The organism is Streptomyces mexicanus (genome assembly GCF_902506575.1).
GTDB lineage: Bacteria > Actinomycetota > Actinomycetes > Streptomycetales > Streptomycetaceae > Streptomyces > Streptomyces mexicanus.
In genome coordinates this window covers 43,929-60,411 of sequence record NZ_LR732544.1, presented here as the reverse complement: position 1 = coordinate 60,411, position 16,483 = coordinate 43,929, and the positions used below count along the sequence as shown (strand labels likewise).

General features: G+C 74.3%; 12 protein-coding genes. 5 read left to right on the top strand and 7 right to left on the bottom strand.

Going from position 1 to position 16,483, the window contains the following annotated elements:
• Window positions 1–450, bottom strand: a 450-nt coding sequence (locus tag GV126_RS36040) for a YbaK/EbsC family protein (protein WP_328707361.1), incomplete at its 3' end; no start/stop codon positions are given.
• Window positions 451–737: 287 nt separating this feature from the next.
• Here GV126_RS36040 and GV126_RS00260 point away from each other — a divergent pair.
• The gene (locus tag GV126_RS00260; protein WP_159661891.1) at window positions 738–2,540 is read left to right on the top strand and encodes an AfsR/SARP family transcriptional regulator; all 1,803 of its coding nucleotides are present in this window, start codon (window positions 738–740) and stop codon (window positions 2,538–2,540) included.
• 20 nt (window positions 2,541–2,560) lie between these two features.
• Here the strand turns inward: GV126_RS00260 and GV126_RS00255 are convergent, their stop codons facing one another.
• The 5 genes from GV126_RS00255 to GV126_RS00235 form a co-directional block, all read right to left on the bottom strand.
• On the bottom strand, window positions 2,561–2,845 hold the full coding sequence (locus tag GV126_RS00255) for a hypothetical protein (RefSeq protein WP_159661890.1): 285 nt from the start codon (window positions 2,843–2,845) through the stop codon (window positions 2,561–2,563).
• Window positions 2,846–2,947: 102 nt separating this feature from the next.
• Entirely contained in the window at window positions 2,948–5,509 is a 2,562-nt protein-coding gene (locus GV126_RS00250) for an FtsX-like permease family protein (RefSeq protein WP_236569799.1), read from the bottom strand.
• Entirely contained in the window at window positions 5,509–6,288 is a 780-nt protein-coding gene (locus tag GV126_RS00245) for an ABC transporter ATP-binding protein (RefSeq protein WP_159661888.1), read from the bottom strand. Before GV126_RS00245 ends, GV126_RS00250 begins: the two co-directional genes overlap by 1 nt.
• A 307-nt stretch (window positions 6,289–6,595) precedes the next feature.
• A complete protein-coding gene (locus GV126_RS00240) occupies window positions 6,596–6,814 on the bottom strand; it encodes a hypothetical protein (protein WP_159661887.1) in 219 nt (72 codons plus the stop codon).
• A gap of 54 nt (window positions 6,815–6,868) precedes the next feature.
• Complete coding sequence (locus tag GV126_RS00235) at window positions 6,869–9,859, bottom strand: AfsR/SARP family transcriptional regulator (protein WP_236569798.1); 2,991 nt, start codon at window positions 9,857–9,859, stop codon at window positions 6,869–6,871.
• Window positions 9,860–9,911: 52 nt separating this feature from the next.
• Here GV126_RS00235 and GV126_RS00230 point away from each other — a divergent pair, with 52 nt between their 5' ends.
• Together GV126_RS00230 and GV126_RS00225 are read left to right on the top strand one after the other, a co-directional pair.
• Window positions 9,912–10,286, top strand: coding sequence for an ArsR/SmtB family transcription factor (locus GV126_RS00230; RefSeq protein ID WP_328707316.1), 375 nt, complete (start codon window positions 9,912–9,914; stop codon window positions 10,284–10,286).
• A gap of 651 nt (window positions 10,287–10,937) precedes the next feature.
• Window positions 10,938–11,423, top strand: a complete 486-nt coding sequence (locus tag GV126_RS00225; protein WP_159673125.1) for a DoxX family protein — start codon at window positions 10,938–10,940, stop codon at window positions 11,421–11,423.
• A gap of 155 nt (window positions 11,424–11,578) precedes the next feature.
• On the opposite strand, the gene GV126_RS00220 is transcribed toward GV126_RS00225, so the two are convergent.
• On the bottom strand, window positions 11,579–13,072 hold the full coding sequence (locus tag GV126_RS00220) for an AAA-type ATPase lid domain-containing protein (RefSeq protein ID WP_201299778.1): 1,494 nt from the start codon (window positions 13,070–13,072) through the stop codon (window positions 11,579–11,581).
• Between the two features lie 169 nt (window positions 13,073–13,241).
• Here GV126_RS00220 and GV126_RS00215 point away from each other — a divergent pair, with 169 nt between their 5' ends.
• Both GV126_RS00215 and malQ read left to right on the top strand, forming a co-directional pair.
• Window positions 13,242–14,240 (top strand): amidohydrolase family protein, encoded by a 999-nt coding sequence (locus tag GV126_RS00215; RefSeq protein ID WP_159661884.1) that lies wholly within the window; start codon window positions 13,242–13,244, stop codon window positions 14,238–14,240.
• 1 nt (window position 14,241) lies between these two features.
• Window positions 14,242–16,455 (top strand): 4-alpha-glucanotransferase, encoded by a 2,214-nt coding sequence (gene malQ / locus GV126_RS00210; RefSeq protein WP_159661883.1) that lies wholly within the window; start codon window positions 14,242–14,244, stop codon window positions 16,453–16,455.
• The last annotated feature ends 28 nt before the right edge of the window (window positions 16,456–16,483 follow it).

Below are 16,483 nucleotides of genomic sequence, written 5' to 3'. Positions count from 1 at the left end.
GGCGGAGGAGCGCGGAGCGGGGGCGAGCGGGGCGCGTGCGGCGCCGCGGCCGGGGCCGGCGGGGGGGGGGGGGGCCGGCCCCGGGGGGGGGGGCGCGGCGACCGGGGGGGGGCGGGGGCGGGCAGGGGCGGGGGGGGCGGGGGCGGGGAGGGCGAGGGAGGGGTCCAGACGGGCCGCGTTGCAGTAGATGTCGTCGTGGCGCAGCAGACCGGAGTCGACGACCAGGTCGAGGTCGGGGTGGAACGTGAACGGCACGACGCAGCCGCTCACACAGCCCGACAGCCGTTCGGCGACCTCGCGCGCGGCGAACGCGGCGTCGGTGCCGCCGTACAGCTCGCGCACGCGGCGCATGTCCACCCGGCGGTCGCCCGGGACGACCGCGAGGACGTAGCGACGGCTGCGGCGCCCGGTGCCCACCCGGACCACCAGGCACTTGGCCGCCTGGCGCAGCAGGTGGCCGCGCAGCTCCCCCGGCGGCTCGACCGTGCCGGACCGGCCTATATTTCTCCGCTTTCACGCCATCAGCGCGCCCGTCTCGCGTCCGCCGAGCCCGTCTCGCGCCCGCCCCGCGCGGCGGCGTGCCCGTCTCGCGTCCGTCGTGCCCACCCCGCGCCCGCCGGGTCGGCGTCCCGAGGCGCCGAACCGGCCCCGTCACCTGGCGATAACCCATGAATAACGGCCCTCTCTAGCGTCGTGGACCGTAGAGATGGCTGGCCGCACCAAGAAGGGGGTGTCCCATGGAGTTCCGGGTCCTTGGGCCAGTGGAGGCGTGGCGGGGAGGCGAGCGGATCGCCCCCTCCGGGTCGAAGATGCACACGGTGCTGGCGGCCATGCTGCTCGCGGGGGAGCGCGTGGTGTCGGACAGCCGGCTGAGCGCGCTGCTGTGGGGCTGGGGGCCGCCGGCGACGGCGAGCGCGCAGATTTACACGTACATGTCCCGGCTGCGCAAGCAGCTCGGCGAGGAGGTCGAGATCGTCCGCCGGCCGCCCGGCTACGTGCTGCGCGCACCGGGTGCCGTCGTCGACCTCGTGGAGTTCCGCAGGCGGGAGCGGGACGGGCGGCGGGCGCGGGCGGGGCGGCGGTTCGAGGAGGCCGCCGACCTGCTGCGCGAGGCGCTCGGCCAGTGGCGGGGGACCGCGCTCGCGAACGTCACCGAGCACATGCTGGACGCCGAGCCGGCACCGCTGGAGGAGGAGCGGATGCTGGCGCTGGAGTCGCGGATCGAGGCGGACCTGGAGCTGGGGCGGCACGAGTACGTGATGGTCGAACTGACCGCCCTCGTCGCCGAGTACCCGGTCCGCGAGCGGCTGCGGGCCCAGCTGATGACCTCGCTGTACCGCTGCGGGCGCCAGGCCGACGCGCTGCACACCTACTACGAGGGCCGCAGGGTGCTGTCCGAACAGCTGGGCATCGACCCCGGGGAGGCCCTGGGCTCGACCTACCAGGCCGTGCTGGAGGGCGGGCTCGGGCTCGGCCCGCGGCGCGGCGGACGGTCCGGCGCTGCCCGGCCGGTACCCTCGATGCTGCCGGCCCCGGACGGCGAACTCGTCGGCCGCGACGACCAGTTGGAACTGCTGCGACAGCGGCTCGGCCGGGGCGGTGACAGGCCGCGGCGGATCCTGGTGACCGGCATGGCCGGCCTGGGCAAGACGGCGCTTGCAGTGCGGGCCGCGGCCGAGAACAGCGAACTGTTCCCCGACGGGCTGCTCTTCGCCGAGCTGTGCGGGCTGGACGGCGCCCCGCGGGCCCCCCGCGCGGTCCTCGCCCAGCTGCTGCGGGCGCTCGGCGAGAGCGACCGTGCCCTGCCGGCCGGTGACCTGGAGGAGCTGGTGCGCCTGTACCGGGCGCGGACGGCCGAGCGGCGGCTGCTGGTGGGGCTCGACAACGCCAGCGGCGACCGGCAGCTCGCCCCGCTGCTGCCGGCCGGGACGTCCGCGGTGCTGGTCACCAGCCGCAGCCGGCTCGCGCGGATCACCGAGGAGGACACGCTGGCGCTGCCGCTGCTGGACGACGACGCGTCGCTGGAACTGCTCGCCGCACGGGTGGGCCGGCGGCGGCTGGCGGACGACCCGGACGCGGCCGACGACCTGGTGGCGTACTGCGGCGGGCTGCCGCTCGCCCTGGCGGTCGCCGGCGCCCGGCTGGCCGCCCGCCCGCACTGGACGGTCGCGCGGCTGGCGGCCCGGCTCGCCGACCCGGCGACCCGGCTGGCCGAACTGTCCTTCGGGGACTGGGACGTCAGCCGCGTGCTGCGGTCCTCGGTGAAGCACCTGCCAGCCGCGGTGCACGAGGTGCTGGCGGGACTGGCCGACCCCGGGCTGAGCGAGGAGCCGTTCTGTGCCGAGCGGGCCGGGCAGTGGCTGGCGTTGGGCGAGGACGCGGCGGAGGCCGCGCTGGAGGCCCTGCTGGATGCCGCGCTGCTGGAGCTTGCCGGCCTGGACGACCAGGGCCGGCCGCTGTACCGGTGCCACGAGCTGGTACGGCTGCTCGCCGCCGCTCTCGACGGCCCGGTCCGGCCGGCCCTCCGCGCGAGCCGGTGAGGGCGGCCGTGCCGGTGTCGTCACCACGAGCGACGGGCCCGGGCGTAGTCGTGGGGGACCGGCGCGAGGATCTCCTTGGCGACCGACCAGGCGTCGGACACGACGCGTTCGCGCGGGCACGGCAATTGGGCGACGGCCTGCGCCGTGACCGCCCACACCGCGCCGACGGCGGCCACCGCCCGGACCCGGGCGGTGGGCCGGGCGGGACGCAAGCCGGTACCGCTGACCTCCAGGCGCAGGCCGAGCGCGGTGGCCATGGCGTCGCGGACCGAGCGGGCGACGCGGGCGTCGGGGTGGGCGAACACCGCGGGGGCCGGGCGGCGGAGCCGTCCTGAACTGAACCCGAACGCGCACCGGTTGAAGGGCCGGCCCCCACGAGGGGTCGGCCCTTCAGGCGTGGACGCCGGTCACTGCCGGGCGCCGATGACGTCCGCCGGCCGTCCGGTCAGGCACACCCGGCCCGGCACCACGGTGGCCGGCAGCGTCAGCAGCGCGCCGAAGCCGGCTACGGCGAGGTAGGTCAGCGGGGCCACGGACGGCGCCGCCGAGCCGGTCATGCCGATGCTGAACGCGGTGAGCACGGCGTAGGCGATGCCGGTGCCGAGCACCAGCGCGACCAGGACGACGATGCCGGCCTCGATGCGCAGCATGCCCATCACCTGCCGCCGGGTGGTGCCGACCAGGCGCAGCAGCGCGAACTCGCGGAGCCGGTCGGAGACCGACATGGCCATCGTGTTGACCACGGCGATCGCGGTGAAGGCGATGATCAGGCCCATGGCGACATAGGTGACCTCGGCGTTGTTCTGCTGCACCTCGGCCTGCAGGTCCTCGACCTGGTCGCGGTCGAGCACCCCGACGCCGGGGAAGGCGCCGACGGCCTTCTGCAGCTGCTCCCGGCCCGCGCTGCCGTCGTCTGCGGTGCGCACCAGGACGGAGGGGGCCAGCGGGTTGTCGACGTGGCGGGCGACCAGGGCGTGGCTCATGGTCAGGTCGCCGAAGCCGAGGCCGCGGGCGTAGACGGCGGGGACCTTCAGCTCGACGACGGTCCCGTCGCCGAGGGTCGTCTTCAGCGTGTCGCCGGGCTTCTTGCCCAGGTGGTCGGCGGAGACCTCGCTCATCGCGACGTCGCCGTCGCCGAAACCGTCCAGCGTGCCCTTGGTGACGTCCGGGTCCCAGGTCTCCCGCAGCCCCTCGGTGGACAGGCCCTGCGCCGGGTACTTGTCCAGACCCACGCGCACCGAAGTGCGGACGACCTCGGTGACCGCCCGCACGCCCGGGGTCTGCCGCAGTGCCTGGGCCGCCTGCTCCGGCACGCCCGGCCCGGAGGAGGCCACCACCCAGTTGGCCTTGTTGCCGTCCCGGGCCTGCGCGGTGGCGGCGTCGCCCATCGTGGTCTGCACGAAGAACACCGTGCAGGCCATGCCGATCAGCAGCGCCAGCGGGGTGATCGCGGAGGCCATCCGCTGGGTGTTGGCGCGGACGTTGGCCGTGGCGAGGTGGCCGGCGACGCGCGAGGCCCGCAGCGGCACCTCGAGCAGCGCGACGGCGCCCCGGGCGATGAGGGGGCCCAGCAGGGACACCGCGACCGCGAGCACCACGACCGTCAGGAACGTCACCGGCGTGGAGGCGGGCTCGGTGTCCAGGACGCTGAGCACCACGAGCAGCACGATTCCGCCGGCCAGGGTGAGAATGCCCGCCAGCAGCCGCCCCCAGGCGAACCCGGGCCGCTCCACCGCGGACTCGGCCAGTGCCTCGGCCGGGTGGATGCGGGTGGTGCGGCGGGCGGAGATGCGCGCCGCGGCCCACGCTCCCAGCAGGGCGGCGCCGAGCGCGGCGAAGAACGGGAACACACCGAAGGTCATCTCCAGGGTGTCCGGGATCGCCTTGAAGTCGACGAACTTCCGGTGCAGCCAGTAGGCGACGGGCAGGCCCAGCAGGCAGCCGGTGACACCGGCGAGCAGCCCGACGATCAGCGCCTCCCGGCCGATCAGCTGGCGCACCTGCTTCGGCGTCGCGGCGATCGCGCGCAGCAGCGCCAACTCGCGGTGCCGCTGCTGGATGGACAGGGCGAAGGTGCCGACGACGACGAGGATCGCGACGAGCAGCGAGGTACCGCCGATGGCACCGCCCATGGACACCAGCTTCACCCGGGCCTTGGCCGCGTCGAGGAACTCCACGGGGCCGCGGTCGCCGCCGGTGGCCACCTGGGCGGTGGTGCCGCTGAGCGCCTTGCGGACCTGGTCGGCGAGTTCGCCGGTGGACACACCCGGTTCGGGCAGCACGCCGATCGCGGCGACCGCGCCGGCCCGGCCGGACAGCCGCTGCGCCTCGTCGGCGGAGAAGAACAGCGAGGACTGCTGCTGCAGGTCGCCGCCCTGCGCGGCCGCGATGCCGGACACGGTGTAGCCGTGGGGGGCGTCGGTGGCCTGCACGGTCACCTTGTCGCCGGGCCTCAGACCGGCCCGGGCGGCCAGTTCGCGGTCGACGACGACGTCACCGGCGGCCTCGGGGGCGTGTCCGGCGACGAGCTCGAACGGCGTCAGCGCGGCCGAGGTCCAGGCGTGCCCGTACGACGGCTTGCCGTGCACGCCGGGCACGATCCGGCCGCGCGCGTCCACCGGGTAGGCGGGGAAGGTGACTTCGGGTACGACGGCACGGGCGCCGGGCACGGAGCGCAGCCGGCCGACCGTGCTCGCCGGCAGCCACACGCGCTCGGCGAGCGGCTTGGCCTTGTGCTTGACCTTGGTCTTGCCCTTCTTGTGCTTGACGGTGGTCTGGTGCACGTTCTGGTCGCCGCCGACGACGACCGGCGCGGCGGCGTACCGTTCGGTGCCGATGGTGCCGCGCAGCCCGGTCTCCAGGAGGATGCCGCACGCGGTGACGAGGGCGGCGGCGCACGTCAGGGCGACGAACGCGCCGATGAAGCCGCCCTTGCGGGCCCTGAGCGTCCGGAAGGCGTAGCGCAGCATCAGGCCCACGCTCCCAGGTGGGTCATGCGGTCGGCGACGCGGTCGGCGGTCGGGGCGTGCATGCGGTCGACGATGCGGCCGTCGGCCAGGAACAGCACGGTGTCGGCGTAGGAGGCGGCGACCGGGTCGTGGGTGACCATGACGACGGTCTGGCCGGTGTCGTCCACGCAGGCGCGCAGCAGGGACAGGATCTCCTTGGCGGTGACGGTGTCCAGCGCGCCGGTGGGCTCGTCGCCGAAGATGACGTCGGGCCGGGTGATCAGCGCGCGGGCGATCGCCACGCGCTGCTGCTGGCCGCCGGACAGCTCGGAGGGACGGTGCCCGGCCCGGCCGCCGAGCCCGACCCGCAGCAGGATGTCCTCCAGCCACCGCTTGTCCAGGCGCTGTCCGGCCAGGCGCAGCGGGAGTTCCACGTTCTGCCGCACCGACAGGGCCGGCACCAGGTTGAACGCCTGGAAGACGAAGCCGATGCGTTCCCGGCGCAGCCGCGTCAGCTGCGTCTCGTTCATCCCGCTCAGATCCGTGTCGCCGATGAAGGCCCGCCCGGAGGTCGGCTTGTCCAGTCCCGCGGCGCAGTGCAGGAAGGTCGACTTGCCCGAGCCGGAAGGGCCCATGACGGCGGTGAACGAGCCGCGGGCGATGTCCACCGACACGCCGTCGAGGGCCCGCACGCCCCGGCCGCCGCGGCCGTAGACCTTGGTGACCTCCTCCAGCCGCAGGGCATGGCTGCGCGTTCCCGTGCCGCTGCGCGGCGGTGTGTCGGTCCCTTCGGTCCTCATGCGTGGCCAGTCCTCTCCATCCGTCCTCATGGGGGGCAGCGAGCCTCCGCCGGCTGCGAAGGGGCATCGGGACGAACCTGGCCGGGTGATCTATACCGAGGCTATCGTCGGGGGGAGGACGGCGGAGCCGACAGTTGCTTTTCGGCCGCGGATCACCCGTGCGCGGGAGCAGACACACGGATGCCCGTGCGACCGTGGAGCGCCTGGACGAAGGGGTGGGGGGGCGGAGGGCCGTGCGCCGCGCCGCCGCGGTGCGTTCGCGGCAGGACGGGGCGGAACGGAACGAGGTCGGCCGAAACCTCCCTGGTCAGGACCGGCCGCGCAGGTGGCGGTGGGCGAGGGCCGCCGCCGTCGCGGTGAGACACACGGCGTACGCGAGCACCACCCACGCGGCGGGCGCGCGGCCGGCGGTGAGGCCGTGCACGACGGCGGCCGCCCGGCCCGCGTACGAGGCGCCGTGCAGAAGACGGAACGGCCGGATCCAGCGGCGCGAGGCGAAGCTGCCGCGCCACACACCGGTGACCACGGCGAGCAGGACACACGGCCCACCCGCGAGGCAGTACGGACGAACGGCCGCGGGTCAGCCCGACGCGCTCCGCTCCGGCCGCACCGGCCGTTCCGCCGTTCGCTCCGCGGGTCGGCCCACCGGCCGTTCCGTCAGTTGTCCCTCCATTCGTTCCGTCAGCCGCTCCGCAGGCCGCTCCTCCAGTCGGGACAGCAGTTGCTCGGCCCGCGCCCGCCAGTGCGGCGAGCCCGCGCGCGGGAAGACGGCGTGGGCCGCGTGCGCCTGTTCCACGGCCGATTCCGGCCGGCCCTGACGCCGGTGCACCTCGCCGAGGACGAGATGGATCTGGCCGTCGACGAGCGGACTGTCGATGCGCTCGGCGACCTCCAGCGCCCGGGCCAGCGTCGCCTCGGCGCCGTCGACGTCACCCGCGCCCAGCCGTGCCTCGCCCAGACCGAGCAGCGCGTGCGCCAGACCCACCAGGTCCGACTTGGCCTCGACGAGGGCCCGCACCTGCTCGAAGGCCGCCTGCGCCGATCCGAACTCCGCGCGTGCCAGGTGGACCCGGCCGAGCCGGTGGATGGTCTGCGCCACGCCGCGCTTGCTGCCCCGGTCGATGGTCTCCATGATCCGCACGGCCTCCACCCCGAACTTCATCGCCAGCTCGGTGTTGCCCCGCTCCAGCTCGATCTGCGCCATGTTGTCCAGGGCGTGCGCCTCCGAGGAGACGTCCCCGACAGCCCGGAAGACCTCCCCGGCACGCTCCAGCCGGGTCATGGCGAGGTCCAGCTCGCCGCTGTAGAGCCCGAGAATGGCGAGGTTGCGCAGGGTCAGGGCCAGCCCGTGCGGTTCCCCGGCCCGGTCGAACAGCTCCATCGCCTCGCTGTACCGGGCGTGCGCCTCGGCCAGCTGCCGGTAGGACTGGGCGACGCCGCCGAGCTGGTGCAGCATCGCCGCCTGCCCGCGCAGGTCGCCGCCGCGCCGGGCCGCCGCGAGCGCGGCCTCGGCGCACTGCTGCCAGTCGTCCAGATAGTGCCGGGTCTCGAAGAGCACCGCGGCGGACACCGTCAGGCCCCACGCCAGCTCGCCCATCTCCAGCTCCGCCGACTGCGTCACCGCGGCCACCAGCGAGAGCCGTTCGGCCTCCAGCCACTCCAGCGGCGAGGACAGCAGCTCGTCGGTGTGGATCGGATCGAGGTGACGGCGCGGCGCCCGACCGTGCACGATGCTGAAGTGGCCGCCGTACTCCCGCCGGTGCGCCTCCTCCGCCAGGGCCAGCCAGGTCCTGAAGGCCCGCTCCCGCGCGGCCCGCCGCTCCGGTTCGGGCTCCTCCTGCTGTGCCCGCTCGCGCGCGTAGAGCCGCATCAGGTTCTGCAGCCGGTAGCGCAGCCGGCCCGTCGCGTCCACCCCGACGACCTCCAGGAACTGCGCGTCGACCAGATCCTCCATGATCCGCTCGGCGTCCAGCACGTCGAGGTCGAGCAGCGCACCCCCCACCCAGGCCGCGAAGTCCGGGACGTCCAGCAGCCCCAGACGCCGGTACAGCCGGGCCGCCTCCTCGGACAGATAGCGGTACGACAGTTCGAAGCTGGCCCGCACCTGTGCCGCGCCCTGACTCAGCTCGTCCAGCCGGCGCCGCTCGTCCCCCAGCCGCGTCACCAGGTGCCGTACGGTCCAGTGCGGCTTGGAGGCCAGCCGCGCGGCGGCGATGCGCAGCGCCAGCGGCAGCCGGTCGCACAGCTCGGCCAGGTGCCGGGTGTCGGCGCGGGCGGAGGCGATGCGCTCGTCGCCGACGATCCGCCCGAACAGCTCGACGGCGTCGGTGCTCGGCAGCACCCCCAGGTGCACGCGGGCGTCCTGCGGCCAGGTGACCAGCTCCTCCAACTGCTCCCTGCTGGTCACCAGCACGGCGCAGCCGCCGCTGCCCGGCAGCAGGGGCTGGATCTGCGCGAAGGAGCGGACGTTGTCCAGCACCAGCAGCACCTGCCGCTCGGCGAGCACACTGCGGTACAGCGCGACGAGGTCCTCGGCGTGCGTGGGGATCTGGTCGCTGGGCACCCCCAGCGACCGCAGGAACCGGCTCATCGCGTCCCGGGCCGGCGTCGGTTGGTGGTGCTCGTCGTATCCGCGCAGGTCGGCGAAGAGCCGCCCGTCGGGGAAGTGCGCGGCCGCCCGGTGCGACCAGCGCACCGCGAGCCCGGTCTTGCCGACCCCCGCGATCCCGGTGATCAGCCCGATCGCGGGCCCGTGCTGCCGGTCCCGGTCGGACACCAGGGTGTCCAGCAGGGCCAGTTCCCGCTCCCGGCCGGTGAACCCGGCGACGTCCGGGGGGAGTTCGGAGGGCACGACGACGGTGTCGGCGCGCTGCTGCTCGGTGGCGGGCACCGCCGGGGCGGGGGCCAGCGACGGGTCGTCACGCAGGATCGCGTCGTGCAGTTCCTGTAGGTCCGGGCCCGGTTCCAGCCCCAGTTCCTCGATGAACTGCTTGCGCGCCTGCCGGAAGGTGGCCATCGCCTCCGCCCGCCGGCCGGAGCGGTGCTGCGCGAGCATGAGGTGGTGCCGTGTCCGCTCCCGCAGCGGGTGCTCCCGCACCACGGCGGTGAGTTCGGGCACCAGGTCGTGGTGGTTGCCCAACTCCAGCTGCACGGCGGTGGCGTCGTCGTAGGCGTTGAGCCGGTGCCCCTCCAGACGGGCCGCCTCGTCCTCGACCACGGGGCTGGAGATCCCCGCGAAGGCGGGCCCCCGCCACAGCGCCAGCGCCTGCGCGTACGCTTCGGCGGCCTCCGCCCGCCGCCCTTGCTGCACCGCCGTCTCGGCGGTCTTGACCAGCCGGGTGAAGTCCAGCAGGTCCACACTGTGGCCGTCGGGTCTGAGCAGGTATCCGGGATGGGCGGTGACGATGATGTCCTCGGCCGCGCCCCGGCTCTTGAACGTCTTGCGCAGCGCGGCGATCACGATCGCGATCTGGGTCCGGGCGGTGGCCGGGGGCCGGTCGTTCCAGACGGCGTCCACCAGGGTGTCGACCGGCACGATCCGGCCCAAGTTGAGCAGCAGCAGGGCCAGCACCGTTCGCTGACGTGCTCCGCCGATCGGAAGGCCGACCCCTTGAGCCGTCACCGTGACAGGACCGAGTACCTCGAATCTGAGCCCCTCGCCCACGCATGCTCCCCCTGAGCCCACCCTCCAGGCCCTGGCCACGCCCTCCCGGCTGCTCATCCTCGCCCGCCTGCGCGAAGGGCCGCTGCCGGCCACCGAGCTGGCCGCCGAGGTGGGCATGGAGCAGTCCGCCTGCTCCCACCAGCTGCGCCTGCTGCGCAACCTCGGCCTGGTCACCGGCACCCGCAAGGGCCGCTCGGTCGTCTACGCCCTCTACGACAACCACGTCGCCGAACTCCTCGACCAGGCCCTCTACCACGTCGAGCACCTCCGCCTCGGCCTGAGCGACACGGCCGCCGAGGCGGCGCCGGAGGCAGCCGCGCTCCCGAGCGCGTGACGTCGAGCGCGTGACCCCACGGGGCGCCGGTCAGGCGGAGGTGCCTCGGCAGCACACCGCACCGGTTCCCGGCGACTCGGCGTCGGCGGACTCCGGCTCCGGGCGGCAGGGCGGATTCCTGCTCCGGGCGGCAGGGGCGGGCTCCTGCTCCCGCGGCAGCAGCGGGCTCCTGCGCCGAGGCGACAGCGGCGGCGACGGGCGGCGCGCACGCCCCCTCGGCACGGCCCATCCGCTGAGCGGCTCCTGGAGCGGCGTCCGACACCGCCGCGACCCCTTGACCCTCCAGCGGAATAAGACCAACAATCGTTGGTGAAACCGTTGGTGAAATCCACCGCGAGCAGCTTCCGGGCGAGGTGCCTCATGACGGCACAGGCGACCGCGATCGCCCGGCCGACGGGCGCGAGGAAGGTCCTGTCCTCGGCCACGGCCGGGGCCCACGTCCCGGATGCGCGCTCACCGCCGCTGCGGAAGCGTGGCAGGGGGCGGCCGGTCGTTCCGTGACGGCCGTCGCCGTCCGGTGACTCGGTGTTCCACCGAGCTGGGGGTCGTACTCGTTCCGGCTTGCCTCCGGAGCATCCCATGGTTGTCAAGCACATCCTGTACCGGCCACCGGTGTCCGCGGAACCGGTGGCGCATCCCGCCGCCCTGGCCATGTCCTCGGCCGCCACCTGGGGGCTTCTGCTCATCAGGCTGACGTTCGGACTGCTGATGGCCGGGCACGGCGCACAGAAGTTGTTCGGCCTCTTCGGAGGCGGCGGCCTGGCGGCGACCGGCAAGGGGTTCGCGGCGCTGGGCTACCGCCCGGGAGAAGTCTTCGCCGCCATCGGCGGCCTGTCCGAAACCCTCGGCGGTCTGGGTCTGGCTCTGGGATTCCTCACCCCACTGGCGGCCGCCGCGCTGATCGGCGTCATGATCAACGCCATGGCGACGGTCACCGGGGCGCACGGTCTGTGGGAGACGGACGGCGGCGTGGAGTACAGCGTCTGCATCGCCGTCGTCGCCCTGGCGATCGCCGCCATCGGTCCCGGCAGGCTCGCCGTCGACCGGTTCTTCCGGTGGGGCGCGGGCGGCTGGGCACCGGCCGCTTTCGCCCTGGGCCTGGCCGGTGTCGGTTCCGCCATCACCCTGAATCTGTGACATCGGTGACCGGCACCGCGCCCGCCCCCTTTCCTGGAGACCTGCGGATGAACCGACCAACAGACCGGCACACCTGCTGACCAACCGACCAGCAGACCATCAGACCTGCTGACCAACCGACCAGCAGACGAGCAGACCAGCAGAGGGAGAAGAACCTACGAACGGTGGACGCGGCCCGGGATGTCGATGCCGTAGCGGGCCGTCCTGCGGTAGAGCGTGGCGCGGCTCATGCCCAGGTGCGCCGCCGCCCGCGCCATCGTCATGCCGGGCTCGGTCAAGCAGCGCACGATCTCGTCGCGCTCCAGTTCCTGCAGGCGGCTCAGCCGGTGCCCGGCGCATGTGAACACCTCCGGCGGCAGATGCCGCGCCTCGACCACGTCCGCCCGCGACGCCGCCTCGCGCACCACCCGCCTCAACTGGCGCACGTTCTCGGGCCACGCGTACGACGTCAGGGCCCGTACGGCGGCCGGGGTGAACGTCACCTCGTGGCCCCGGTGCCGGCGCGCGATGCGCTGGGCGAGCGGCAGCACGTCGTCCGGGCGGTCCCGCAGCGGCGGCACCTCGATCACGGTGTCCACGAGTGCGGCCAGCTCGGGCGGGATCGCGGAGTAGTCCGAGGCGGTCAGCGCGAACGGCTGCGGACGGGGGCGGAGACCCCCGGCCGTGCGGCGGGCGCGGGCGAACAACCCGGCCAGCTCGGCGGCGGCCCACGCGGGCAGCGCCTCCGCGCCGCAGACGATGACGCAGGTGGCGTCCTTCGCCAGTTCCGGTGTCCACAGCGTCAGCCACGCCCGCACGGCCTCCGGGGCCGGCGCTCGCGCCACCAGCACCCGTTCGCGCGGCGCGATCCGCCGACGCGCCGCCGAGATCAGCGCCGTCCTGCCCGCGCCGGGTTCGCCGACCGCCGCCACCACCCGCCCTTCGGCGAGCGCCGTCCGGGCCGTCGTCACGCGCCGCGTCCACGCGGCGGACAGGGGATGCTCGGTGTCGTCGTCCGGCTCGGCCTCGGCGTACACGCGGAACACCTCGCCGCGCGGCAGGGGGCGCACACGGCGGCCGGAGCCGCGCGCCAACATCAGCGCCGTGGTGCTCCCGGCGGTCGCCTGGGCCAGCGCCAGCAGGAGCTGCGAGGAGGAGTCAGACCAGGTCGTGAGGTTGACGGTACCGGCGATCTCGCCGCTGACCGGGTCGAGGACCGGCGCGGCGGCGCAGGTGTAGCCGCGCAACCCGGTGCAGAAGTGCTCGTCGGCGCGCACCAGCGAGGGGGCGCGGTCGGCGAGGGCGAGGCCGAGCCCGTTGGTGCCGGCGTTGGACTCGGCGAAGTAGAAGCCGGGCGCCAGGTGCACCCGGTCCAGGGAGCGGTCGATCGCCGCGTCGTCGCTGAGCCGGCACAGCACCAGGCCCTCGTGATCGGTGATCATCAGGCTGACCGGTTCGTTCGCCAGGGTGTCGCGCAGGCCCCGCAGCACCTCGTGACCGCACTCGTACAGCAGTGATCCGGTGTCCACGGAGCCGGTGAAGACGGGCCGCATCTCCTCCGGCGTCAGCCCGTACGTCTGGCTGCGCTGCCATGACGCCCGCAGGCGCGCGGGGAGCGCGGCCGCCTCGCCGCCGGCCGTGAGGGAGACGTCCGTGTGCGCGTTGTCCACTTCGACCTCCGCAGGACGCTTCGTCGCGTCGACCCCTGCCACGCTAGTGGCCCACGCCGCGGTCCTCGCCCGCCCGGACGTCTCAAAGTGAGACATCCCGCGGCTGCCGCCGCCCTCCCCCGGCTCCCTACGGTGCTCACCAAGCCTTGGGCGACAGGGAAGGGACGCCATGTACCGCAAGGACGGCGAGAAGTACTTCATCGTGGACGCGCACGTCGCTCTCTGGGACGCGCGGCCCGACAACCAGCTCACCCTCCACGGCAAGCAGTTCATCGACTGCTTCTACGACTACCACCGCAATCTGAGCCCGGCGTCCGAGCTGTGGCCGTACGAGGAGTTCCTCTACTACGGCGGCGAACGGCTGATGAAGGACCTGTTCGTGGACGGGTACGTCGACCACGCGATCTTCCAGCCGGCCCGGCTCGGCGCGTTCTACCGCACCGGTTTCGGGCAGACCGAGGAGGCCTTCGCCCTGACCCGCAGGCACCCGGGCAAGCTCACCTACAACCACTGCTTCGACCCCCGCTTCGAGGAGGCGGGGCTGAGGCGGCTGCGGGAGGACGCCGCGCGCTTCGGCCTCAAGGGCGTCAAGCTCTACACCGCCGAGTGGCAGGGCGACTCGCGCGGCTACAAACTCGACGACCCGTGGACCTACCGCTACCTGGAGGCGTGTCAGGAGCTGGGCATCAGGAACATCCACGTCCACAAGGGCCCCACCATCCGCCCGCTGGACCGGGACGCCTTCGACGTGGCCGACGTCGACAAGGCCGCCACCGACTTCACCGACCTGAACTTCGTGGTCGAGCACTGCGGTCTGCCCCGCCTGGAGGACTTCTGCTGGATAGCCACCCAGGAGCCCAACGTGCACGCCGGGCTCGCCGTCGCCATCCCGTTCATCCACACCAGGCCCCGCTACTTCGCGCAGATCATCGGCGAGTTGCTGTACTGGCTCGACGAGGACCGCATCCAGTTCTCCAGCGACTACGCACTGTGGACGCCGAAGTGGCTCATCGAGCGGTTCGTCGACTTCCAGATCCCCGCGGACATGGACGAGTACCCGCCGCTCACCGTCGCCCAGAAGAAGAAGATCCTCGGCCTGAACGCGGCCGCCATGTACGGCATCGACGTGCCCGCCGAGTGCCGGCTGCCCGAACCGGAGGTGGCCTGACATGCGGGCCGTACGACTCCGGGCGGCAGCCCGCGCCGCGCTCGGCACGGTGTACGACCCCGAGCTGGACGAACCCATCACCGACCTGGGCTTCGTCCGCTCCCTGACGGTCGACGACGGCCGCATCACCGTGCACCTGCGGCTGCCCACCTCCTTCTGCTCCCCGAACTTCGCCTACCTGATGGCCTGTGACGCCAAGGACGCCCTGACCGCGCTGCCCGGCGCCCGTGAGGTCACCGTCCTGCTCGACGACCACCACGACTCCGACCTGATCAACCGGGGCCTGGCCACCGACGCCGGGTACCGCGGCACCTTCGGCCACGAGGCCGAGGAGGATCTGGAGGACCTGCGGCAGATCTTCCGCCGCAAGGCGCACACCGCCGCCATGGAGCGGGCCCTGACCGCACTGCTGCGCGCGCGGAGCGACCTCACCGAGGACCAGCTCGGCGACGTGGTCCTCGCCGACCTGCCCGACACCGCCCCCACCCGCGCGCTGCTGCGCCGCCGCGCCGCGCTCGGGCTCGGCACCGCGCCCACCGACCCGGCCCTCGTCGGCGCCGCCGGCCGGCCCTTCCCGCCCGGCGAGATCCCGCTGCGGCTGCGCCTGGCCCGCTCCGTGCGGATCTCCCTCGACGGCAACGCGCACTTCTGCCGGGGGCTGCTGCGCACCCGCTACCCCGACGCCGCCGCCGACCAGGCGCCCCGCGCCTGCGACGGCGGGAACCCCGCGGGCCCCTCCCCCTACCGGCCCTCCTCGCGCCGCTTCCCCGACCCCGTGCACCTGCGGATCGAGGACGTCCCCGAATTCCCCTACGCCGACCGGCCCGCGCGGCTGCAGGACCTGCGGGAGCGGGCCGGACGGCTGCGCGCCGCCGTGCTCCACGAGGGCGCCCTCATCGACCGGGACGCGGTGTGGGACCTCAAGCGCCAGGCGCTGGAGGAGGTCGCCCGGGTCCCGCTCGGACCCGGCCGCCGCGCCGCCTACGCCGACTTCCTCGCCCGGCACGGCCAGGCCCTGGAGGACCACGCCACCTGGTGCGCCCTGGCCGAGGTGCACGGCCCGGACTGGAGCCGCTGGCCCGAGGGGCTGAAGGACCCGCGCTCGGCCGCCACCGCCCGCGCCCGTGCCGACCTGCGCGACCGCGTCGACCTCCACTCGCGCCTGGCCTGGCTCACCGACGAACAGCTCACCGCCGCCCAGCGCACCGCCCGCGAGGCCGGCATGCCCCTCGGGATCGTGCACGACCTCGCGGTCGGCGTGCACCCCGGCGGGGCCGACGCCTGGGCCCAGCAGGACCACTTCGCCGCCGGCATGTCGACCGGCGCCCCGCCGGACGCCTTCAACGCCCGCGGCCAGGACTGGGGCCTGCCGCCCTGGCGCCCCGACCGCCTGGCCGCCTCCGGCTACGCGCCCTTCCGCCACCTGCTGCGCGCCCTGTTCCGCTACGCCGGCGCGCTGCGCATCGACCACGTCATGGGCCTGTTCCGGCTGTGGTGGGTCCCCCAGGGCCGCCCGCCCACCGAAGGCACCTACGTCCGCTACGACGCCGAGGCCATGCTCGCGATCCTGGTCCTCGAAGCCTCCCGGGCCCGGGCCGTGGTGATCGGCGAGGACCTGGGGACGGTGGAGCCCGGGGTGCGCGAGACCCTGGACCGGCGCGGGGTGCTCGGCACGTCCGTGCTGTGGTTCGAACGGGACTGGGACGGCGACGGCCGCCCCCTGCCGCCCGAACGCTGGCGGGCCGACTGCCTGGCCACCGCCACCACCCATGACCTGCCGCCCACCGCGGCCCGCCTCACCGGCGAGCACGTCACCCTGCGCCACCGCCTCGGCCTGCTGACCCGGCCGCTGGAGCAGGAACGCGCCGAGGCCGCCGCGGACACCGCCGAATGGCTGACCCTGCTCACCGGGCTGGGCCTGCTGCACGGCCCGGGCGACGGCCGCCGCGCCGTGTCGGAGGAGGCGGAGATCCAGGCGGTGCACCGCTTCCTGCTGCGCACCCCCGCCCGCATGGTCGGACTCTGGCTCCCGGACGCCGTCGGCGACCGCCGCCCGCAGAACCTTCCCGGTACCTGGGACCAGTACCCGAACTGGCGGCTGCCCGTCGCCGACGCCGAGGGCCGCCCGGTGACCCTGGAGGACCTCGCGGCCTCACCCCGCCTGCGCGCGCTGACCGACGTGCTGCGAGCGGGGGTGCGGGCAGAGAAGGCGTAAAGCGGGGTGCGGGGGAGAAGGCGTGAAG

What these genes read in the sequence shown, in the direction of transcription:
- GV126_RS00260 (WP_159661891.1), top strand. Translation starts at nt 738, where the DNA reads ATGGAGTTCCGGGTCCTTGGGCCAGTGGAGGCGTGGCGGGGAGGCGAG.
- GV126_RS00250 (WP_236569799.1), bottom strand. Translation starts at nt 5,509, where the DNA reads ATGCTGCGCTACGCCTTCCGGACGCTCAGGGCCCGCAAGGGCGGCTTC.
- GV126_RS00245 (WP_159661888.1), bottom strand. Translation starts at nt 6,288, where the DNA reads ATGAGGACCGAAGGGACCGACACACCGCCGCGCAGCGGCACGGGAACG.
- GV126_RS00225 (WP_159673125.1), top strand. Translation starts at nt 10,938, where the DNA reads ATGTCCTCGGCCGCCACCTGGGGGCTTCTGCTCATCAGGCTGACGTTC.
- GV126_RS00215 (WP_159661884.1), top strand. Translation starts at nt 13,242, where the DNA reads ATGTACCGCAAGGACGGCGAGAAGTACTTCATCGTGGACGCGCACGTC.
- malQ (WP_159661883.1), top strand. Translation starts at nt 14,242, where the DNA reads ATGCGGGCCGTACGACTCCGGGCGGCAGCCCGCGCCGCGCTCGGCACG.